Annotated in this window: 18 protein-coding genes; 5 read left to right on the top strand and 13 right to left on the bottom strand. The window is 62.1% G+C overall.

The genetic code is table 11. The features are described 5' to 3' along the window. Positions 1–74 precede the first annotated feature (74 nt). The 7 genes from cmk to mtnA form a co-directional block, all read right to left on the bottom strand. Positions 75–764 (bottom strand): (d)CMP kinase, encoded by a 690-nt coding sequence (gene cmk / locus J3D60_RS29800; RefSeq protein WP_003172653.1) that lies wholly within the window; start codon positions 762–764, stop codon positions 75–77. Continuing rightward, the gene (locus J3D60_RS29795; protein ID WP_065939347.1) at positions 761–2,971 is read right to left on the bottom strand and encodes a bifunctional prephenate dehydrogenase/3-phosphoshikimate 1-carboxyvinyltransferase; all 2,211 of its coding nucleotides are present in this window, start codon (positions 2,969–2,971) and stop codon (positions 761–763) included. The genes cmk and J3D60_RS29795 overlap by 4 nt, the downstream gene beginning before the upstream one ends. A gap of 28 nt (positions 2,972–2,999) precedes the next feature. Further along, the gene (gene hisC / locus J3D60_RS29790; RefSeq protein WP_253493742.1) at positions 3,000–4,112 is read right to left on the bottom strand and encodes a histidinol-phosphate transaminase; all 1,113 of its coding nucleotides are present in this window, start codon (positions 4,110–4,112) and stop codon (positions 3,000–3,002) included. A gap of 9 nt (positions 4,113–4,121) precedes the next feature. After that, positions 4,122–5,216 carry a prephenate dehydratase gene (pheA, locus tag J3D60_RS29785; RefSeq protein ID WP_003172650.1) on the bottom strand — a complete coding sequence of 365 codons (1,095 nt, stop codon included), beginning with the start codon at positions 5,214–5,216 and terminating at the stop codon, positions 4,122–4,124. Beyond that, a complete protein-coding gene (serC, locus tag J3D60_RS29780) occupies positions 5,216–6,301 on the bottom strand; it encodes a 3-phosphoserine/phosphohydroxythreonine transaminase (protein WP_065939348.1) in 1,086 nt (361 codons plus the stop codon). Before serC ends, pheA begins: the two co-directional genes overlap by 1 nt. A 212-nt stretch (positions 6,302–6,513) precedes the next feature. Beyond that, on the bottom strand, positions 6,514–9,168 hold the full coding sequence (gene gyrA, locus J3D60_RS29775; RefSeq protein WP_253493741.1) for a DNA gyrase subunit A: 2,655 nt from the start codon (positions 9,166–9,168) through the stop codon (positions 6,514–6,516). Between the two features lie 422 nt (positions 9,169–9,590). Continuing rightward, positions 9,591–10,661, bottom strand: a complete 1,071-nt coding sequence (mtnA, locus tag J3D60_RS29770) for an S-methyl-5-thioribose-1-phosphate isomerase (protein ID WP_253493740.1) — start codon at positions 10,659–10,661, stop codon at positions 9,591–9,593. Between the two features lie 109 nt (positions 10,662–10,770). On the opposite strand from mtnA, the gene J3D60_RS29765 reads away from it, so the two are divergent. From J3D60_RS29765 to J3D60_RS29750, 4 genes are all read left to right on the top strand, one after another. Beyond that, on the top strand, positions 10,771–12,102 hold the full coding sequence (locus J3D60_RS29765; RefSeq protein WP_065928118.1) for a TRZ/ATZ family hydrolase: 1,332 nt from the start codon (positions 10,771–10,773) through the stop codon (positions 12,100–12,102). A gap of 64 nt (positions 12,103–12,166) precedes the next feature. Then, positions 12,167–12,865: a bifunctional 2-polyprenyl-6-hydroxyphenol methylase/3-demethylubiquinol 3-O-methyltransferase UbiG gene (gene ubiG / locus J3D60_RS29760; RefSeq protein WP_003172645.1), complete on the top strand. Its 699-nt coding sequence runs from the start codon at positions 12,167–12,169 to the stop codon at positions 12,863–12,865. 4 nt (positions 12,866–12,869) lie between these two features. After that, a complete protein-coding gene (gene mupP / locus J3D60_RS29755; protein WP_065928119.1) occupies positions 12,870–13,541 on the top strand; it encodes an N-acetylmuramic acid 6-phosphate phosphatase MupP in 672 nt (223 codons plus the stop codon). Between the two features lie 69 nt (positions 13,542–13,610). Beyond that, positions 13,611–14,351 carry a YciK family oxidoreductase gene (locus J3D60_RS29750; protein ID WP_065939298.1) on the top strand — a complete coding sequence of 247 codons (741 nt, stop codon included), beginning with the start codon at positions 13,611–13,613 and terminating at the stop codon, positions 14,349–14,351. Between the two features lie 121 nt (positions 14,352–14,472). Here J3D60_RS29750 and J3D60_RS29745 read toward each other — a convergent pair whose 3' ends face one another. The 6 genes from J3D60_RS29745 to J3D60_RS29720 are packed head-to-tail and all read right to left on the bottom strand — an operon-like array spanning position 14,473 to position 20,630. Continuing rightward, complete coding sequence (locus tag J3D60_RS29745; RefSeq protein WP_253493739.1) at positions 14,473–15,987, bottom strand: ABC transporter substrate-binding protein; 1,515 nt, start codon at positions 15,985–15,987, stop codon at positions 14,473–14,475. Continuing rightward, positions 15,969–16,988: an ABC transporter ATP-binding protein gene (locus J3D60_RS29740; protein ID WP_253493738.1), complete on the bottom strand. Its 1,020-nt coding sequence runs from the start codon at positions 16,986–16,988 to the stop codon at positions 15,969–15,971. The genes J3D60_RS29745 and J3D60_RS29740 overlap by 19 nt, the downstream gene beginning before the upstream one ends. Then, on the bottom strand, positions 16,985–17,941 hold the full coding sequence (locus J3D60_RS29735; protein ID WP_115486001.1) for an ABC transporter ATP-binding protein: 957 nt from the start codon (positions 17,939–17,941) through the stop codon (positions 16,985–16,987). The genes J3D60_RS29740 and J3D60_RS29735 overlap by 4 nt, the downstream gene beginning before the upstream one ends. Then, positions 17,938–18,795, bottom strand: coding sequence for an ABC transporter permease (locus J3D60_RS29730; RefSeq protein ID WP_253493737.1), 858 nt, complete (start codon positions 18,793–18,795; stop codon positions 17,938–17,940). The genes J3D60_RS29735 and J3D60_RS29730 overlap by 4 nt, the downstream gene beginning before the upstream one ends. Then, the gene (locus J3D60_RS29725) at positions 18,792–19,739 is read right to left on the bottom strand and encodes an ABC transporter permease (RefSeq protein WP_027604190.1); all 948 of its coding nucleotides are present in this window, start codon (positions 19,737–19,739) and stop codon (positions 18,792–18,794) included. Before J3D60_RS29725 ends, J3D60_RS29730 begins: the two co-directional genes overlap by 4 nt. Before the next feature lie 3 nt (positions 19,740–19,742). After that, the gene (locus J3D60_RS29720) at positions 19,743–20,630 is read right to left on the bottom strand and encodes a proline iminopeptidase-family hydrolase (RefSeq protein ID WP_253493735.1); all 888 of its coding nucleotides are present in this window, start codon (positions 20,628–20,630) and stop codon (positions 19,743–19,745) included. Positions 20,631–20,813: 183 nt separating this feature from the next. Here J3D60_RS29720 and J3D60_RS29715 point away from each other — a divergent pair, with 183 nt between their 5' ends. Next, positions 20,814–21,578, top strand: a complete 765-nt coding sequence (locus tag J3D60_RS29715) for a LuxR family transcriptional regulator (RefSeq protein WP_027604192.1) — start codon at positions 20,814–20,816, stop codon at positions 21,576–21,578.

Genomic DNA, 21,578 nt, shown 5'->3' with positions numbered 1-21,578 from the left:
CCAGACGGTGTGGGTCAGTTTCAGTTAAAAGAAGCCACCGCAGGACTATGACTGGTCCCCTGCGGCCTTCTTGATCACCCGGCGATATCGCGAATGGCGATTTCACTCAAGATGCGTTCCAGCACCTGCTCGATGGACAACTCCGTGGAATCCAGCTGTATGGCATCAGCCGCCGGCTTGAGCGGGGCTACTGCGCGCTGGGTATCACGCTCATCGCGTGCACGGATCTCATCTAGCAGACTCGACAGACTAACACCATCGACTTTGCCCTTCAACTGCAAGTAGCGGCGGCGAGCCCGCTCCTCGGCGCTGGCGGTCAGGAAAATCTTCAGCGGCGCCTCGGGAAACACCACCGTGCCCATGTCACGGCCATCGGCCACCAGGCCCGGTGGCTCCTGGAAAGCCCGCTGACGCTGCAACAGCGCATCACGCACCGCCGGCAGCGCGGCAACCTGGGAGGCCCAGGAACCGACCTGCTCGTTACGCAGGTCATCGGTCACATCGTCCCCTTCCAGGATGATGCGCTGGGGATGACCCTCAGTCGCGCCGACGAACTGCACATCGAGATGCGCGGCCAGCAGCTTCAGGGATTCTTCGTTGGTCAGGTCGACGCCATGGTTGCGTGCGGCAAACGCCAGCAGGCGGTACAGCGCGCCGGAATCCAGCAGGCACCAGCCCAGGCGCTTGGCCAGGATGCCGGCGATCGTGCCTTTGCCCGAGCCGCTTGGCCCGTCGATGGTAATCACCGGTGCTTTGATATTCACAATTGAGCCTCTTGGGCAACACGAATGCCGACTTGGGCACACAGTGTAAGAAAGTTCGGAAAAGACGTAGCAACATTGGCGCAGTCATGGATACGAATCGGCGCGGTCGCCCGCAGGGAAGCCACGCTGAAGGCCATGGCAATCCGGTGATCACCATGGGCATGGACTTCACCACCGCCCATCACGCCACCGTCAATGATAATCCCATCGGCGGTCGGTTCACACTTCACCCCCAACACCTGCAGACCGTCGGCCATGACCTGGATACGGTCGGACTCCTTCACGCGCAACTCTTCGGCGCCACGCAAAATGGTCCGGCCTTCAGCGCAGGCGGCCGCGACGAACAACACGGGGAATTCATCAATAGCCAGGGGTACCAGCGCTTTTGGAATCTCGATACCCTTCAATACAGCTGCCCGCACCCGCAGGTCAGCGACAGGCTCGCCACCCACTTCGCGCGGGTTTTCCAAGGTGATATCGGCCCCCATCAACCGCAGGATATCGATCACGCCGGTGCGGGTCGGGTTGACGCCGACATGCTCCAGCAACAACTCGGAGCCCGAGGCAATCGAAGCCGCCACCAGGAAGAATGCCGAAGAGGAGATATCCCCCGGCACTTCAATATGGGCAGCCGTCAGTACATGGCCCGATTCCACCGATGCGGTAGCGCCTTCCACCGCAACCGGGTAACCAAAACCGCGCAACATACGCTCGGTATGGTCACGGGTCGGCGCAGGCTCGGTCACTGCGGTTTGACCTTCGGCATACAGCCCCGCCAGCAACAGGCACGATTTGACCTGGGCACTGGCCATCGGCATTGCATAGCTCATGCCTTTGAGCGCCTGGCCGCCACGAATGGTCAGCGGCGGACGCCCTTCCGGCCCGGTCTCGATCACCGCCCCCATGTCCCGCAATGGCTTGGCCACGCGGTTCATCGGACGCTTGGACAGGGAAGCATCGCCGGTCAACACGCTGTCAAAGCGTTGTGCCGCCAACAAACCGGACAGCAGGCGCATGGACGTACCGGAATTGCCCAGGTAGATCGGCCCCGGCGCCGGTTTCAGGCCGTGCAAGCCCACACCATGAATGGTCACGCGCCCATGGTGCGGCCCCTCAATCACCACGCCCATGTCGCGAAACGCCTGCAGGGTCGCCAGGGCGTCTTCACCCTCAAGGAACCCTTCCACCTCCGTCACGCCCTCGGCCAACGAGCCGAGCATGATCGAGCGATGGGAGATCGACTTGTCACCCGGCACCCGGATACGCCCGCTCAAGCGGCCGCCCGGGTTGGCGAGGAATGTCAGGTCATCGGCGTTCACAGCGGTTTCCATATAGGCCCGGCGAGCCAGGATCTTGCTGAAATGCTCACGCGCCACCCGAGCACGGGTGAACACGCCCAATAATTGATGGCCATCCCCGGCATCGACCGCGTCGCGCAAGGCGTCGAGGTCACTGCGGAAGGTGTCCAGGGTGCGCAACACCGCTTCGCGATTGGCGAGAAAGATGTCGTGCCACATCACCGGATCGCTGCCGGCAATCCGCGTGAAATCGCGGAAGCCACCGGCGGCATAACGGAAAATCTCGAGGTTTTCGTTACGCTTGGCCAGGGAGTCCACCAGGCCGAATGCCAACAGATGGGGCAAATGGCTGGTCGCCGCCAGCACTTCGTCGTGGCGCTCGACCTGCATATGTTCCACATCCGCCCCCAGCTCACGCCAGAGACGATCCACCACCGCCAGCGCGGCCGGATCCGTTTGCTCCAGCGGCGTCAGGATCACTTTATGACGGCGGAACAGCTGCGCATTGGACGCTTCCACCCCGCTCTGCTCGGAACCGGCAATCGGATGGCCCGGCACAAAGCGCGACGGCATGCCGCCAAAGGCCTGCTGCGCCGCCCGCACCACATTGCCCTTGGCACTGCCGACGTCCGTCAGGATCGCCTGGCCCAGGTCCATGCCGGCCAATACCGCCAGCAGTTTCTCCATGGCCAGGATCGGCACAGCGAGCTGGATGACGTCAGCCCCCTGGCACGCCAGCGCCAGGTCCGCCTCGCAGCGATCCACCACGCCCAACTCCACCGCCAACTTGCGCGATTGCGGGTCAAGGTCCACACCGACCACTTCGCCGCACAGCCCGCTTTCGCGCAGGCCTTTGGCGAAGGAGCCACCGATCAAGCCCAGGCCGACCACCACCAGGCGACCGATCATAGGCACGGCAGGTTGCAATGCAGTGACATCAACCACGAGCCAGGACCTTGGCCAGCGCCTCCAGGAAGCGGCTGTTTTCAGCCGGCAAGCCGATGGTGATCCGCAGGTGGTTCGGCATGCCGTAGTTGGCCACCGGCCGCACGATCACACCTTCGCGCAGCAGCCCCTGGAATACCGGGGCGGCCACTTGACCAAGGTCGACACAGATGAAGTTGCCCTTGGAGGGAATCCAGCCCAGGCCCAACTCACGGAAACCATCCTGCAACTGCAGCATGCCGCTTGCGTTGATGCGGCGACCTTCTTCCAGGTACTCGGCATCCTTCACCGCCGCACAGGCTGCCGCCAGGGCGAGGCTGTTGACGTTGAACGGCTGGCGTACGCGGTTCAGTACATCGGCAACCACCGCAGTCGACAGACCATAGCCAACCCGCAGCGACGCCAGGCCATAGGCCTTGGAGAAGGTGCGCGACACCAGCAGGTTCGGGTAGGCTGCCAGGAAATCCAGGCCGTTCGGCAGGTCGCTGCCTTCGGCGTACTCGATATAGGCCTCGTCCAACACCACCAGCACATGCTCAGGCACGTCCTGCAGGAAGTCGTTCAGCGCCTGTGCATCGAACCAGGTGCCGGTCGGGTTGTTCGGGTTGGCGATAAACACAACGCGGGTCTGGGCATCGATGGCAGCCAGCATGGCCGGCAGGTCGTGGCCCCAGTCCTTGGCGGGAATCACGCGGGCGTCGGCACCGACCGCCTGGGTGACGATCGGGTAGACCGCAAACGCGTGCTCGCTGAACACGGCGTTCAGGCCCGGCGCCAGGTAGGCACGCCCAACCAGCTCGAGGATGTCATTGGAACCGTTGCCCAGGGTGACCTGGTTCAGCTCGACCCGGCATGTTTCTGCCAGCAGGGACTTGAGGGCGAAGCCATTGCCGTCCGGGTAACGGGTCAGCTCGGCCAATTCTTCGCGAATCGCCGCCAATACCTTGGGGTTTGGGCCCAGTGGATTCTCGTTACTCGCCAGCTTGACGATCTTGGAGGGATCCAGGTTCAACTCACGCGCCAGCTCGTCCACAGGCTTGCCCGGAACGTAAGGCGACAGTTGTTGCACGCCCGGCTGGGCCAGGGCGAGGAAGTTGCCACTCATGTTAAAGCCTCACAAAACCGCTTTCGGGTAAGAGCCCAGCACCTTGAGTGCCACGGCTTCCTGACTGATCTTCTCCAGCACGCCCTTGACCAGCGGATCGCGGTGGTGGCCGATGAAGTCGATAAAGAACACGTAAGTCCATTTACCGCTGCGCGAAGGACGTGTCTCGATGCGCGTCAGGTCAATCCCGTTATCGTGGAACGGCACCAGCAGCTCATGCAGCGCGCCGGGCTTGTTGCTCATGGAGACGATGATCGAAGTCTTGTCGTCGCCGGTCGGCGGCACTTCCTGGCTGCCGATCATCAGGAAGCGCGTGGAGTTGTCCGGGCGATCCTCGATTTTCTCGGCCAGGCGCGTCAGGCCATACAGGCCTGCCGCCATATCACCGGCGATCGCCGCCGAGTTCCATTCACCCTTGACCCGCTTGGCCGCTTCGGCGTTGCTGGACACCGCCACGCGCTCCACATTCGGGTAATGCGCATCCAGCCACTTGCGGCACTGGGCCAGGGACTGGGCGTGGGAATAGATGCGGCTGATGCTGTCGGTCTTGGTGTTCTCACCCACCAACAGGTGATGGTGGATGCGCAGCTCGACTTCGCCGCAGATCACCATGTCGTGTTCAAGGAAGCTGTCCAGCGTGTGGTTGACCGCGCCTTCGGTGGAGTTTTCCACCGGCACCACGCCAAAGTTCACCGCGCCGGCCGCCACTTCACGGAACACCTCGTCGATGGCCGCCATGGGCTTGCTGATCACCGCGTGGCCGAAGTGCTTCATGGCCGCCGCCTGGGTGAAGGTGCCTTCCGGGCCGAGGTAGGCCACTTTCAGCGGCTGCTCGAGCGCCAGGCACGACGACATGATTTCACGGAACAACCGCGCCATCTCTTCGTTGCCCAGCGGGCCCTTGTTACGCTCCATGACGCGCTTGAGCACCTGGGCTTCACGCTCCGGCCGGTAGAACACCGGCACTTCGCCCTCCGCCAGGGACGCCATCTTCACCCGTGCCACTTCCTGGGCGCAGCGCGCACGCTCACTGATCAGCTCCAGGACTTTCTCGTCCAGGCTGTCAATGCGTACACGCAGGGCCTTGAGTTCTTGTTCAGACATTAGCCGTGTTCCTTTTCGAACTCTGCCATGTAGGCAACCAGCGCGTTGATCGCATGGATGTCGACAGCGTTGTAGATGGAGGCGCGCATGCCACCTACCGAACGGTGCCCCTTGAGGTTCAGCAGGCCACGGGCGTCGGCACCGGCCAGGAATGGCTTGTCCAGGCGGTCATCGGCCAGGCGGAACGGCACGTTCATCCAGGAGCGGTCGGTGAGGTTGATCGGGTTGCTGTACAGGCCACTGGCGTCGATGAAGTCGTACAGGGTGCGCTTCTTCTCTTCGTTGAGCTTGCCCATGGCCGCCACGCCGCCCTGCTCCTTCAGCCACTCGAACACCAGGCCCGACAGGTACCAGGCGAAGGCCGGCGGGGTGTTGTACATCGAGCCGTTGTCGGCCGCGACCTTGTAGTTGAGCATGGTCGGGCACAGCGAACGGGCGCGACCCAGCAGGTCCTCACGGACGATATTGACCAGGATGCCGCTCGGGCCGATGTTCTTCTGCGCACCGGCGTAGATCATGCCGTAGCGCGACACATCGATAGGCCGCGAGAGGATGTCCGAGGACATGTCGCACACCAGCGGAACGTCGCCGACTTCCGGCACCCAGTCGAACTCCAGGCCACCAATGGTTTCGTTCGCGACGTAGTGCACGTAGGCCGCATCCTTGGACAGCTTCCATTCGTTCTGACCGGGAATGGCGAAGTAGTCGTAAGGCTTGGCGGTGCCGGCCACATTGACATGACCGTAGCGCGAGGCCTCTTCAATAGCCTTCTGCCCCCAGATACCAGTGTCGATGTAGTCGGCCGTGCCGTCTTCCGGCAGCAGGTTCAGCGGGATCTGGGCGAACTGCTGGCTCGCACCGCCTTGCAGGAACAGCACTTTGTAGTTGGATGGAATGTCGAGCAAGTCGCGCAGATCCTGCTCGGCCTTGGTGGCAATGGACACGAACTCATCGCTGCGATGGCTCATTTCCATCACGGAGAGGCCTTTTCCATGCCAGTCGAGGAGTTCACCCTGCGCACGCTGCAGGACTGCTTCAGGAAGCGCCGCGGGACCGGCACAGAAGTTATAGGCTCTCTTGCTCACATCCAATCTCTCTGATCTGGTGGGACTGAAATCAAACACGGTAGGAGCGAGCTTGCTCGCGAAAAACCCGAGAGCGCAAGGGCGCATCAGGCAGCTCGCGTTATCGTTGACGATTTTCGCGAGCAAGCTCGCTCCTACAGGGGGCGGCGTTGTTCTTTCAAAGGGGACAAACAACAAGGGGGCGAATCTTCATCCGCCCCCTGTGTGTCCGCTTATTCCTGCGGTTCTTCTTCGTCTGCGGCAGCATCGAGGGTTGGCTCGTCGACGTTGTCATCGCCCGCTGCGATCACCTCGCCTTCAAACTCCTCACCTTCCAGCTCTTCGCCTTCGACTTCCGATGGTTCCTGGACACGCTCCAGGCCGACCAGTTTTTCGTCCTTGGCCAGCTTGATCAAGGTCACGCCCTGGGTGTTACGGCCCAGGCTCGACACTTCAGCCACACGGGTACGCACCAGGGTGCCCTGGTCGGAAATCAGCATGATTTCCTCGCCATCGAGCACCTGGACCGCGCCGACCAGACGGCCGTTGCGGTCGTTGCTGACCATGGCGATAACGCCCTGGCCGCCACGCTTGTACTCCGGGAACTCGCTGATGGCGGTGCGCTTGCCATAACCACGCTCGGAAGCGGTGAGGATCTGGCTGCCTTCTTCCGGGATCAGCATCGAAATCAGCTTCTGCCCTTCCGGCAGGCGCATGCCGCGCACACCGCGGGCGGTACGGCCCATGGCACGAACGTCGGATTCCTTGAAGCGGGTGACCTTGCCGCCGTCGGAGAACAGCATGACCTCACGCTCGCCATCGGTAATGGCTGCGCTGATCAGTACGTCGCCTTCGTCCAGCTCCAGGGCGATCAGGCCCACGCTGCGCTGGCGGCTGAAGGATTCCAGCGGGGTCTTCTTCACGGTGCCTTTGGCGGTGGCCATGAAGATGAAGTGACCTTCGGTGTATTCCTCGACCGGCAGCATGGTGGTGATGTACTCATCACTGTCCAGCGGCAGCAGGTTGACCAACGGACGACCACGGGCAGCACGGGAAGCTTCCGGGATTTCGTAGGTCTTGAGCCAGTACACCTTGCCCTTGCTGGAGAACAGCAGCAGCGTGGTGTGGCTATTGGCGACCAGCAGGTGGGCGATGTAGTCCTCATCCTTCACGCCGGTAGCCGATTTACCTTTACCGCCGCGGCGCTGGGCCTGGTACGCAGCCAATGGCTGGGTCTTGGCATAGCCACCGTGGGAGATGGTCACCACGCGCTCTTCTTCCGGGATCATGTCACCCAGGGTCAGGTCGAGGCGAGCATCGAGGATTTCGGTGCGGCGCACGTCGCCGTATTCGGCGCGGATCACTTCCAGCTCTTCGCGGATCACTTCCATCAGGCGCACGGCGCTGTTGAGGATGCGGATCAGCTCGCCGATCTGGTTGAGGATCTCCTGGTACTCGGCCAGCAGCTTCTCGTGTTCCAGACCGGTCAGGCGGTGCAGGCGCAGTTCCAGGATGGCCTGGGCCTGTTCCGGCGACAGGAAGTACTTGCCATCACGCAGGCCGTATTGCGGGTCCAGGGTCTCCGGGCGGCACGAGTCGGCACCGGCACGTTCAACCATCGCCACGACGGCGCTGGATTCCCATGGCATATTGATCAGCGCTTCCTTGGCTTCCGACGGCGTCGGCGAAGCCTTGATCAGGGCGATGACCGGGTCGATGTTCGACAGCGCTACAGCCTGGCCTTCCAGGATGTGACCGCGCTCGCGGGCCTTGCGCAGTTCGAACACGGTACGGCGGGTAACCACTTCGCGACGGTGACGTACGAAGGCTTCCAGCAGATCCTTGAGGTTCAGGATGCGTGGGCGGCCATCGATCAATGCCACGACGTTGATACCAAACACGCTTTGCAGCTGGGTCTGGGCGTAGAGGTTGTTGAGGATCACCTCAGGCACTTCGCCACGACGCAGCTCGATCACCACGCGCATACCGTCTTTGTCGGATTCGTCGCGCAGCTCGGTGATGCCTTCGAGTTTCTTCTCTTTAACCAGCTCGGCGATCTTCTCGATCAGACGCGCTTTGTTCAGCTGGTACGGGAGCTCGGTGATGACGATCTGCTGGCGGCCACCGACCTTGTCGATGTCCTCGATGATCGAGCGGGCGCGCATGTAAATGCGCCCGCGACCGGTGCGGTAGGCTTCGATGATGCCGGCGCGACCGTTGATGATCGCGGCGGTCGGGAAGTCCGGGCCCGGGATGTATTGCATCAGCTCATCGACGGTCAACTCAGGGTTGTCGATGAGGGCCAGGCAACCGTCGATGACTTCACCGAGGTTGTGCGGCGGGATGTTGGTGGCCATGCCCACGGCGATACCGCTGGAACCGTTGACCAGCAGGTTGGGAATCTTGGTCGGCATGACCGCCGGGATCATTTCGGTGCCGTCGTAGTTCGGCACCCAGTCCACGGTTTCTTTATGCAGGTCGGCCAGCAGCTCGTGCGCCAGCTTGGTCATGCGCACTTCGGTGTATCGCATGGCCGCGGCGTTGTCGCCGTCGACCGAACCGAAGTTGCCCTGGCCGTCTACCAGCAGGTAGCGCAGGGAAAACGGCTGGGCCATCCGAACGATGGTGTCGTACACCGCAGTGTCGCCGTGAGGGTGATACTTACCGATCACGTCACCGACAACACGGGCAGATTTCTTGTACGGCTTGTTCCAGTCGTTACCCAGCTCGCTCATTGCGAACAGCACACGCCGGTGCACGGGCTTCAAGCCATCGCGCGCATCAGGCAGTGCCCGACCGACAATTACGCTCATCGCGTAGTCGAGGTAGGACTGTTTCAGCTCGTCTTCGATATTGACCGGGAGGATTTCTTTGGCCAGTTCGCCCATGAGAAGCCTGATTCCTTTTTCGGGTGAAACCTCGTCGCATCCATATGGGACGAACGAAGCTCGCCGTCGCCGGCACACTGCCTGACAACGACTTACGACAAATCAACGAGTTATGACACGGATCTGCACGTTATGGGCAACCCCTGGGGGCGGCCCTGGAAACCGCCGGATGTTATCACAATCGCCGCCACGCACCTATCCCCCTGATGCGCATGGAGACTAGTAATTTGACGGATGACAGGCTTGAGGAGGACGAGAGGGGCTCAGAGATGGGGTGGTGCTTTTTTTTGAGGGCGGATCCGAGGGTTTTATTGACTTTCAGGGCCAATCGGGGGCAAGCCCCCTCCCACACTTTAATTGTGAACAGTCAAAATGCGGCAGGGGGCTTGCCCCCGATGGCCATTTCACAGACACCACAGCCCTCAATGCAGCCGCTTACGGCACATCAGCTTGGCCAATTTCGCCGTATCCGGCCGCTCAACCACGCCCTTCTCAGTCACGATCACATCGATCAGGTCGGCCGGGGTCACATCAAATACCGGATTAAACGCAGTAACCTCCAAACGCTGCCCCATGACCTCCAGCAGTTCACCCGGATCGCGCTCCTCCAGGGCCACATCGTCACCAGTGGCCATCATCAAGTCCAGGCTCGAACTCGGCGCCACCACCATGAAACGCACGCCGTGGTGCATGGCGCACACCGCCAATTGATAGGTGCCGATCTTGCTGATCACATCGCCATTGGCGGCAATGCAATCGGCGCCGACGATCACCCAGGTGATGCCCTTGGTCTTGAGGAGATGCGCACCGGCCGAGTCGGCATTCACGGTGACCGGGATCCCCTCGCCCGCCAGCTCCCAGGCGGTCAGCCGCGAGCCTTGCAGCCATGGGCGGGTTTCATTGGCGTAGACGTGCTCGACCAAGCCTTCCAGGAAGGCCGCGCGAATCACCCCGAGGGCCGTGCCGACACCGCCGGTTGCCAAGGCGCCGGCGTTGCCATGGGTCAAGATCGCCTGGGCGTTGCCCTGATGCTTGCGAATCCGCTCAACGCCCAACTGGGCCATGACGAGGTTGGCTTCCCGGTCGCTTTCATGGATAGCGATCGCTTCGGCCTCCAGCACCGCCAGCGGATCGGCGTGCTTCTTGACGCGATCCAGGCGATCGCGCATGCGCTTGAGCGCCCAGAACAGGTTCGAGGCGGTCGGACGGGTATCGGCCAGTAGTGCGTAGTCCTCTTCCCAGGCGGCCTGCCAGTCACCGCCCTCGGCGATGCGCTCGCGAGCGGCGAGCACCAGGCCATAGGCCGCGCTGATGCCGATGGCCGATGCGCCACGCACCACCATGGCGCGAATGGCCGCTGCAACTGCATCGACCGTGGAGCAGGCCACCCAGCATTCCTGGGACGGCAGGGCGCGTTGATCGAGCAGGTGCAGCGTGCCATCACGCCAATCGATGGGCTTCACTTTCTCCGCTGCCAACAGTCGATCGCGCATCCATCACCCCATACTCATCAACAAAAGCCGCCGATTATAGCGATCCGCCAGCCAGGACGCTCGGGTATACTTCGCGCTTCTTTTATAGCTGCCCGGGAAGAAGCCTGCGATGACCTCCACTGCCGCCCCGCTCGACTTATTGCTACTGCCAACCTGGCTGGTACCTGTCGAACCCGCCGGTGTGGTGCTCAAGGACCATGGCGTGGGCATCCGCAATGGGCGTATTGCCTTTATCGGTCCACGGGCTGCGGCGTTGAAGCTGTCGGCCGCTGAAGTGCGCGAACTGCCGGGCATGTTGCTCAGTCCGGGCCTGATCAACGCCCACGGGCATGCGGCGATGAGCCTGTTTCGCGGCCTGGCCGATGACCTGCCCCTGATGACCTGGCTGGAAAAACACATCTGGCCCGCCGAAGCCAAGTGGGTCGACGAGGCCTTCGTGCGTGACGGCACCGACCTGGCCATTGCCGAGCAGCTCAAGGGCGGTATCACCTGCTTCTCGGACATGTACTTCTACCCCAAGGTCGCCAGCGATTGCGTGCACAACAGCGGCATGCGTGCGCAGATCGCGATTCCGATCCTCGACTTCCCGATTCCCGGTGCCGGCACCGCCGATGAGGCGATCCGCCAGGGCATCGAACTGTTCGGCGACCTCAAGCACCATCCGCGCATCAAGATCACCTTCGGCCCCCACGCGCCCTACACCGTGTGCGATGCCAACCTGGAAAAGATCCGGGTCATCGCCGAAGAGCTGGACGCCGCGATCCATATGCATGTGCATGAAACCGCTTTCGAGGTACAACAGGCCGTCGAACAGACCGGCGAGCGGCCGTTGGCGCGCCTGGGACGCCTGGGCTTGCTGGGTCCGCGCTTCCAGGCAGTTCATATGACCCAAATCAGCGAGGACGACCTGGCTTTGCTGGTAGAAAGCAACACCAGCGTGATCCATTGCCCGGAATCGAACCTGAAACTGGCCAGTGGCTTCTGCCCGGTGGAGCGTCTATGGCAGGCGGGCGTCAATGTGGCCATCGGCACCGATGGCGCCGCCAGTAACAACGACCTGGACCTGCTGGGTGAAACCCGTACCGCCGCGATGCTGGCCAAGGCCGTCGCCGGTTCGGCCACCGCCCTGGACGCCCACCGCGCGCTGCGCATGGCTACGCTCAACGGTGCGCGTGCCATGGGTCTGGAGAGCGAAATCGGCTCCCTGGAAGTGGGCAAGGCGGCGGATATGGTCGCCTTCGATCTGACGGGGCTGGCGCAACAACCGATCTACGATCCGGTCTCACAGCTTATATATGCCACCGGACGCGATTGCGTGAAACACCTTTGGGTCGCCGGCAAGCAGTTGCTCGACGACCGGCAACTCACCCGCATGGATGAACAACAGTTGACCGCCACGGCCATTGCCTGGGGAAAACGCATCAGCGGGCACACCGAATAACGCTGGCTCTGAACCTGCGTGTTCAGGACCGACAAACCGATTTATCAGATTTAGAGGATTCACCATGAGCAACGTCGACCACGCCGAAATCGCCAAGTTTGAAGCCCTGGCCCACCGCTGGTGGGACCGCGAAAGCGAGTTCAAACCCCTGCACGACATCAACCCGCTACGGGTCAACTGGATTGACGAACGCGTCAACCTGGCCGGCAAGAAGGTGCTGGACGTCGGTTGCGGCGGCGGCATCCTCAGCGAAGCCATGGCCCAGCGCGGCGCCACCGTGATGGGGATCGACATGGGCGAAGCGCCGCTGGCCGTAGCCCAGTTGCATCAGCTGGAATCCGGCGTGAGCGTGGAATATCGCCAGATCACCGCCGAAGCCCTGGCCGAGGAAATGCCCGAGCAGTTCGACGTGGTCACTTGCCTGGAAATGCTGGAGCACGTACCAGACCCATCGTCGGTGATCCGTGCCTGCTTCCGCATGGTCAAGCCGGGCGGCCAGGTGTTCTTCTCCACCATCAACCGCAACCCCAAGGCCTACCTGTTCGCGATCATCGGCGCCGAATACATCATGAAGCTGCTGCCGCGCGGCACCCACGATTTCAAGAAATTCATCCGCCCTTCCGAACTGGGTGCGTGGAGCCGCCAGGCCGGGCTGACCGTCAAGGACATCATCGGCCTGACCTACAACCCGCTGACCAAGCACTACAAACTGGCCAGCGACGTTGACGTCAACTACATGATCCAGACCCTGCGCGAGGAGTAAGCCTGTGAAGTTGCGAGCGGTTCTCTTCGACATGGACGGTACCCTGCTGGACACCGCGCCGGACTTTATCGCCATCTGCCAGGCGATGCGCGCCGATCGCGACCTGCCACCGATCAACCCACAGCATATCCGCGATGAAATCTCCGGCGGTGCGCGGGCGATGGTGGCCGTGACCTTCTCGATGGACCCGGAATCCCCCGGCTTTGAAGAGCTGCGCCTGGAATTCCTCGAGCGTTACCTGAAGGGTTGTGCGGTTCACAGCACACTGTTCGACGGCATGGCGGAACTGCTGGAAGACATCGAGAAATCCAAGCTGATCTGGGGCGTGGTCACCAACAAGCCACTGCGCTTTGCCGAGCCGATCATGCAGCAACTGGGCCTGGCCGAGCGTTCGGCGCTGCTGATATGCCCGGACCATGTGAAAAACAGCAAGCCGGACCCGGAGCCCATGATCCTGGCGTGCAAGATGCTCGGCCTGGACCCGGCCAGTGTGTTGTTCGTGGGGGATGACCTGCGCGACATCGAGTCCGGCCGCGACGCCGGCACCCGCACGGCGGCGGTCACCTATGGCTATATCCACCCGGACGACAACCCGCGCCATTGGGGCGCGGATGTGGTGGTGGATCACCCGTTGGAACTGCGCAAGGTGCTGGATAACGCACTGTGCAGTTGCTGATGGCTCACCGATCCAGCTGACCTATGAAGATTGGTGTTTGTAACCCGCTGAATTCTGTCGAGGCTTTTTATGTTTGATTACTCTGCACGTCCAGAACTGCTCAAAGGCCGGGTGATCCTGGTGACCGGCGCCGGTCGCGGAATTGGTGCGGCGGCGGCGAAAACCTACGCCGCCCATGGCGCGACCGTGCTGTTGCTGGGCAAGACCGAAGCCAACCTGGCCCAGGTGTATGACGAGATCGAAGCGGCCGGCCACCCGCAGCCGGTGGTGATCCCCTTCAACCTGGAGACCGCCCTGCCCCATCAATACGATGAGCTGGCAGCGATGATCGAAAAAGAATTCGGCCACCTCGATGGCCTGCTGCACAACGCCTCGATCATCGGCCCACGTACGCCGATCGAGCAGCTGTCCGGCGAAAACTTCATGCGGGTGATGCACATCAACGTCAATGCGATGTTCATGCTCACCAGCACGTTGTTGCCGCTGCTCAAGCTGTCCCAGGATGCGTCGGTGGTGTTCACCTCCAGCAGCGTCGGGCGCAAGGGCCGGGCGTATTGGGGCGCTTATGGGGTGTCGAAATTCGCCACTGAAGGCTTGATGCAGACCCTGGCGGATGAGCTCGACACCGTCGCACCGGTACGCGCCAACAGCATCAACCCCGGCGCCACGCGTACCAGCATGCGGGCCCAGGCGTATCCAGGTGAAAACCCAAGCGACAACCCGACGCCGGAAGAAATCATGCCGGTGTACCTGTACCTGATGGGCCCGGACAGTACCGGCATCAATGGGCAGGCGTTTGACGCGCAGTGAAACCAAATGTGGGAGGGGGCTTGCCCCCGATTGCAAGGTGTCAGTCACTGTATCGGTGACTGACCCACCGCTATCGGGGGCAAGCCCCCTCCCACATTTGTATTGCGGTGTTCTCTGGGCCTTAGTTTTTCACGACATCTTCAAGCGTGAAACGACCCAGCGGATTTTGCAGGAAGTTGCTCACATTCTTGCGTGAGATGTTGATGTACGGGCTGTAGTACAGGTCGATCCAGTTCACATCCTGTTTCGCCAGTTTCTGCAATTCGACATACATCTGCTCACGCTTGACCGGGTCAGCCTCGATGCGCGCCGCCGCGACCAGTTCCTTGACCTTATCGTTCTTGTAGCGGGTCATGTAGTTCTGGTTGGTGTCGTGGCCCAGCACGAAGGTGGTCTTCTGGTCCGGGTCGAGGATGTCGTTGGTCCAGTACATCACCGAAATATCGTACTCACCGTCCACCAGCATCTGCCAGCTTTGGGTCGGGTCGACCTTCTGCAGGTTGGCGGTCACGCCGACCTTGGCCAACTGGTCCTTGATGATCACCGCGATCTGCTCGTCGGCTTCGTTGCCGGCGTTGACCACATAGTTGAGCGTCAAGTCCTTCGCGCCAGCCTTTTCCAACAGCAGCTTTGCAGCGGTCGGGTCATACGGGCGTTGCAGGTTGTTGGCGTAGTGGAACAACGAGCCTTTCGGGATGTAGGAATAGGCCACAGTGCCCTGACCGTAGGTCGCGGTTTTCACCAGCGACTGCTTGTCGATGGCCATGTCCAGCGCCTCGCGTACTTCCTGCTTGGCCAGCAGACCGTGGGCGTGGTTGATCAGCAGGTGATCTTCACGGGTGGACGGGTCGGAGTGGATCACCACGTTCTTGTCTTTCTTCAGCTCTTCAACCCGGGAAAACGGTACGAAGATCGCCGTGTCCAGCTCGTTGTTCTGCACCATGCGCATCCGCGTATTGTCGTCGGTCACGGAGACCCACTCCACGCCATCCAGGCTGACCTTCTTGGCCTGCCAGAAGTTCGGGTTCTTCTTCAGGATGACCCGGTCGCCCTTGCGCCATTCGTCCACGGTAAACGCGCCGGAGGTCACCGGGTTCTCCGAATAGGCGTCTTCCCCCATTTTGGTCATGGCTTTTTCCGACAGGATCGACACCGTCGGCGAAGCCAGTTGCGACAGGAAGGCGACCGCCGGAGTCTTCAGTGTGACAACCAGGGTTTTCGAGTCCGTCGCCTTGGCGGTGTCGATCAGGTTGAAAGGATCAGCCCACAGCGACGCCTTGTTGTCGCGGATGCGCAGCAGGCTGAACGCCGCATCCTCGGCGGTGATCGCCGAACCATCGGAGAACTTCGCATCGCGCAGCTTGAAGGTGTAGGTCAGGCCGTCCTTGGAAATATCCCAGCTTTCAGCCAGGCCCGGCTCCATCTTGGTCCCCAGGTTGTCCACGCGTACCAGGGTGTCGTAGACGTTGGCAAATACCCAGGTATCGCGGTTTTGCGCGCTTTTGATCGGGTCGAACGTGGTGCTGTCTTCACGGCAACCGATGGTCAGGACGCCGGCGGCCTGGGCCAGGCCGCCGGTCAACGACCAGGCGGTCAACGTGGCAGCGGCGAGCAATTTCAAGTGGCGCGATTGCATGTCATAACTCCTTGTTCATGATGGGCAGGAAGGGTCAACGGTTCTTCAAGCACGCAACTGTATCGATGCTCGTGCAGGGAATGGATAGGCGGCAATACCACGGAACACATCGTCCGGGCGTACCGGCAACGCGGGTGAAAGGCACAGCCCGTAGGCAAATTCAGCGGGCTCGGCGGCTCGCCAGGCAACGGCTGCGTCGGCAAGGGCCGGTGCGGATCGATCTCCGGAATCGCCTCGATCAACGCCGCGGTATACGGATGGCGCGGCGCGGTGAAGACCGCTTCCACCGGCCCTTCCTCGACGATCTTGCCCAGGTACATCACCGCCACGCGGTCGCACAGGCGCCGCACGATGGCCAAATCGTGGGCGATAAACAGGATCGCCAGGTTCATGCGCTGTTGCAGTTCCAACAGCAGGTTGATGATCTGGCCCTGGATCGATACATCCAGGGCCGCCACGCATTCATCGGCGATGATCAAGCGCGGCTCCACCGCCAGCGCCCGGGCAATACCGACACGCTGGCATTGGCCGCCACTGAGGGCGCCGGGTTTGCGACTGGCCAGTTCGGGGCGCAGGCCGACCAGGTCAAGCAGTTCGTTGACGCGAGCCGGAATACGCTCTACCGGGACTTTGCGCTGCACCCGCAGCACCTCGGCGATGGTTTCGCCGATGGTGTGGCGCGGGTTCAACGCGGCGTAGGGGTCCTGGAAGATCATCGCCGTTTCCTGGCGCAGGCGCGCGATGTCGATCGCGCTGCCATGGGCCATGTCGATACCATCGAACAGCACCTGCCCGGCACTGATCGGGTTGAGGTGCAGGATCGCGCGGCCCAGGGTGCTTTTGCCGCTGCCGGACTCCCCCACCAACCCCAGGGTTTCACCGGCGGCCAGGTTCAGCGACACGCCGTTCACCGCCTTCACCCACTGCTTGTTCAGGCCGAACACCCCCGTGCCGGACGCGGCGAACCGCACCTCGAGGTTCTTGATCTGCAACAGGCTCATGGGCGTGCTCCCAACGGGTAGTGACAGGCCACGCGCGCGCCTTCGGGCAACCGTTCAGTGCACAACGCGCCGACCTGCGGGCAACGCGGGTTGAAGCGGCAGCCGCCGGGTAATGCATCGAGCAAGGGCGGCTGGCCGGGAATGGTACGCAGCAACCCAGGGCCACTGCCGTGGGCCGGCTGGCAATCAATCAGGCCCGCTGTGTAGGGGTGTTGCGGGTGGGCGAGCACGTCGTACTTGCTGCCGTGCTCGCACAGGCGCCCGGCATACATCACGGCGATGGAATCGCAGGTTTGCGCGACCACGCCGAGGTCGTGGGTGATCATGATGAGCGACAGGCCGCGCTGGTCACGCAGGTCCAGCAACAAGCGCAGGATCTGCGCCTGCACGGTCACGTCCAACGCCGTGGTCGGCTCGTCGGCAATCAGCACTTTCGGGTTGCAGCCCAGGGCCACGGCGATCATCGCGCGCTGGCGCATGCCACCGGAAAATTCATGGGGATAGTTGTCGACCCGTGCCTGGGGATCGGGAATGCCCACCTGGCGCAACACTTCGATGGCTTGTCGCCGCGCGTGTTTTTTCGACGCGCCCTGATGCAGGCGGATGCCTTCGGCGATCTGATCGCCGATGCGCATCAACGGGTCAAGGTGGCTGCTGGGGTTCTGGAAAATCATACCCAATTGCCCGCCACGCACCGCCCGCATGCCGGTGTCATCCAGTTGCAGCAGGTCCTGGCCCGCCAGGCGTACCGCACCGCCCTGCACGCGCAGGTTGGGCGACGGCAACAGACGCATCAAGCCACGGCAGGCCATGGTCTTGCCCGAGCCGCTTTCGCCCACCAGGCCGAGGATCTCGCCTTCGGCCAGGTCGAAGGACACGCGGTCGACCAGGGTCACATCGCGCCCGCTGTTATTGGCGATCACACTCAGATCCCGCACTTGAAGCAGACTCATGAGCGATCCCCCAGAACTTGCGCCACACCATCGGCCAGCAGGCTGAAGCCCATGGCCAGGGTCACGATGGCCAGCCCCGGAAAGGTGCAGATCCACCAGGCCGTGGTGATAAACGCCTGCCCTTCGGCAATCATCGTCCCCCACTCCGCCGTCGGCGGTTGCACGCCCAGGCCCAGGTAGCTCACGGCGGCACCGTTGAGCAGTACCAGCACCGCGTCAGACATGGAAAACACAATCGAGCCAAACATCGCATTCGGCAGCAAATGCCGGAACAGGATGCGCCCATGGCCAAAGCCCAGGCTCTTGGCCGCGAGGGCGAAGTCGCTTTCCTTGAGCACCAGGATCTGTGAGCGGATCAGCCGTGCATAGGACACCCAGCCCACCAGCGCCATGGCGATATAAAAACTCTTCAAGCCCGGACCGAGGATGGCCATGATCGCCAGCATCAACACCAGGAACGGGAACGCCAGGATCACATCGATCACGCGCATGCAGAAACTGTCGAAGCGCCCGCCGATATAGCCGGAAACCGCGCCGACAAACGTGCCGATCATGAACGGAAAAATCACCCCGATGATGGCAAGCTGCAGGTCGACGCGTGCGCCCCAGATCACCCTCGAAAGGATGTCTCGACCGTAGTTATCCGTACCGAATGGATGGGCCAGGCTCGGCCCCAGCAAGCTGATGTCGGTGTTCTGCGCGATCGGGTCATAGGGCGCGATCCACGGCGCGCACAGCGCCAGGACCAACCACACCAGCAGGACCAAAAGCCCCCACGCGGCCGTCAGGCGACCATTGCGAAAGCCAAACCGCAGACGCATGCGCCATGGGGCAATCAGTGGACGGCTGCTCATTGCATTTTCACCCGAGGATCGAGGGCCACCGTGACCACGTCGGCGATAAAGTTGACCACCACCGTCGCACACGCCAGCACCATGGCCACGCCCTGCACCACCATGTAGTCGCGGGTAAAAATGCCGCGCACCAGCAACTGGCCGATACCGGGAATGGCGAACAGGCTTTCGATCACGACGGTGCCGCTGATCAGCCAGCCGATATTCACCGCCAGCAGGTTGACCGCCGGCACCAGGGAATTGGGCAGCACATGGCGTCGGAACACCGCAGCTTCCGACAGCCCGCGGGCCCGCGCGGCAGTGACGTGGTCGGCCTGCAGCTCCATCAACATGCTCGCCCGCAGGTTGCGCACCAGCACCGCCGACAGCGCCAGGGCGATGGTCAGGCACGGCAAGACCATATGGTGCGCCTTGTCCAGCCAGGTACGGCCGTAGCCGGACACCGGGAACAAGCCCCATTGCACACTGAGCAGCAGGATCAGCATCAGGCCCAGCCAGAACGCCGGCATGCCCAGGCCCACGGTGGTGAACACGCGGATCAGGTTGTCCGCCCACCCGCCTTTATTGCGCGCGGCCCACGTCGCCAGCGGCACCGCAATCAGCAGTGCCAGCACCACGCTGCCAAGCACCAGCACCAGGGTGGGTTCGATGCGGGTGACGATCAATTTCAAGGCGTCGACTTTGTACAGCAGTGATTGGCCAAGATCGCCCTTGAGCAGGTTCTTCAGGAAATAGAAATACTGCTGCCACAAAGGCTGGTCGAGGCCGTACTGGGCGCGGATTTTCAGCAAGGCGTCCGGCGTGCTGCGCGACCCCAGCAGGGCCCGTGCCGGGTCGCCAGGAATCGAGCGCACCAGCACAAACGTGATCAGGCTGATGCCAAACAGTACCGGCAGCAATTGCAGCGGCCGGGACAGTACAAAACGGTAGCGCGCCAGGTTCATCTGTCAGCCTCGGTGGCGAGCGAGAAAGTCCAACAGTACCGGAAAATAAGCCTGTGGCTCTTCATAGAACGGCATATGGCTACTGTTGGGAAATACATGCAGTTCGGCGTGTCTGGCCGCCATCTTCATGCGCATGGCGCAGGCCGGGGTGAGTTCGTCGTGCTGGCCGGTGGTGATCAGGATCGGCATGTTGAAAGCGGCCATCTCGGGGATGCGGTTCCAATCCTTGAGGTTGCCGACGTAGAGGAATTCGTTGGGGCCCTGCATGGTTTCGTAAGGGCCCATGTTCCAGTCGTCGAGGGAACGCTTGACCGGCTCGGGCCATTCGTCAAGACGACACACATGGCGATAGTTGAGCAAGGTGATCGCGGCCTGGTATTGCGGGTGATCCAGGGTGCCCATGGCTTCGTGGCGTTGCATCATCGCCACGGTCTCACTGCCCAGCGCGCCGCGCAGGCGTTCGAGTTCTTGAGAAAGATGCGGAATGTCGCCGACGGTGTTCTCGAGGATCAGGCTTTTCAGCCTGTCGGGGTAATGGATGGCGTATTCGATGCCCAGCCAGCCGCCCCAGGAATGCCCGAGCAGGTGCACGCGGCCGAGGCCAAGGGCTTGGCGTACGGTTTCGACTTCTTCGACATAACGGCGGATTTCCCACAGGGAAACATCGGTCGGTCTGGCTGATGCGCCTGTGCCAAGCTGGTCGAATGCAACCACTCGCAGGTCATGGTCCTTGAGCCAGCCATGGGCGTCGCGCAAGTAGTCACACGGCAGGCCCGGCCCGCCGTTGAGACACAAGAGCACCTCATCGCCTTCGCCGAAGCTGTAGACCACGAGGTTGTGGCCATCGACTTGCACGTTGTACTGCTGGTCGGGGGCAATTTCACGCCACATGCATACATTCCTTGTGTTGTATCGGCCTGGCGGGCAGCGGCCGTTTATCAGGCCAACACTACCGAGGATGCCGCGCGTCCATAACCTGGTATTTCTTATAGGTTTGGCCTGGCAGTCCTTCGCCGGGGCGTGGCATTCTACTTGCAGGAAGTGGAGATTCAAATGAATTCGGGAGCAGAACGGATGCTGGCCAAGCTAACTGCCTTCAATAATCGTCTGATGCCGGGCAGGAGCCTGGATGAGCAGATGGACAACACTTTTATCCTCGCCCAGCAGTTGGGCTTCGATGCACTGGTATACGACTACACCCCGGTGCCGATCGACCAGAATGGTGCGTTGATCACCCCCTCGGTGCTGGAGCTGCGCAACACGCCGACCGATTGGCATGCGCTGTGGTGCAGCAAGGGTTTCTACCAGATCGACCCGGTGCAACACCTGGCCCTGCGCACGGTATCGCCGTTCGTGTGGTCCTACGAAGCCAAGGCTGACACGGCCCTGCAAACCATCATCGACCCCTGCCACGCCCCCGTCTCGTCCTACCTGCACGACCAGCAACTGACCTGCGGCGTCAGCGTGCCGATGCATCTGCCCCGTGGCGGCTTCGCGTCACTGACCGGCTTGCGCACTGGCAAAACGCCTACCGTGCTGCAGGACGCGCAGCAGACCTTGTCGGACTTCAGCCTGATTTCCCACGCGTTGCAGGAAGCGGCCTACCCGCTGTTCGGCAAGGAGCTGCGCACCTACCCGCACATTCACCTGACCAAACGTGAACGCGAATGCCTCAAATGGGCCGCCGACGGCCTGACCGCCGCCGAAATCGCCACGCAACTGAGCCGCTCACTGGCCGTCGTCACCCTGCACCTGGCCTCGGCGATGCACAAACTGGGCGCCAAGAACCGCGTGCAGGCGGTGGTCCGCGCCACCCATTACCGCCTGCTGGAAGACTGA

Origin of the sequence: Pseudomonas sp. S3E17, assembly GCF_024168685.1 — a bacterium.
In the GTDB taxonomy this organism is placed as follows: domain Bacteria; phylum Pseudomonadota; class Gammaproteobacteria; order Pseudomonadales; family Pseudomonadaceae; genus Aquipseudomonas; species Aquipseudomonas marginalis.
Note: the sequence above shows the minus strand (reverse complement) of the source record. Positions and strands in the feature narration are given on the sequence as shown.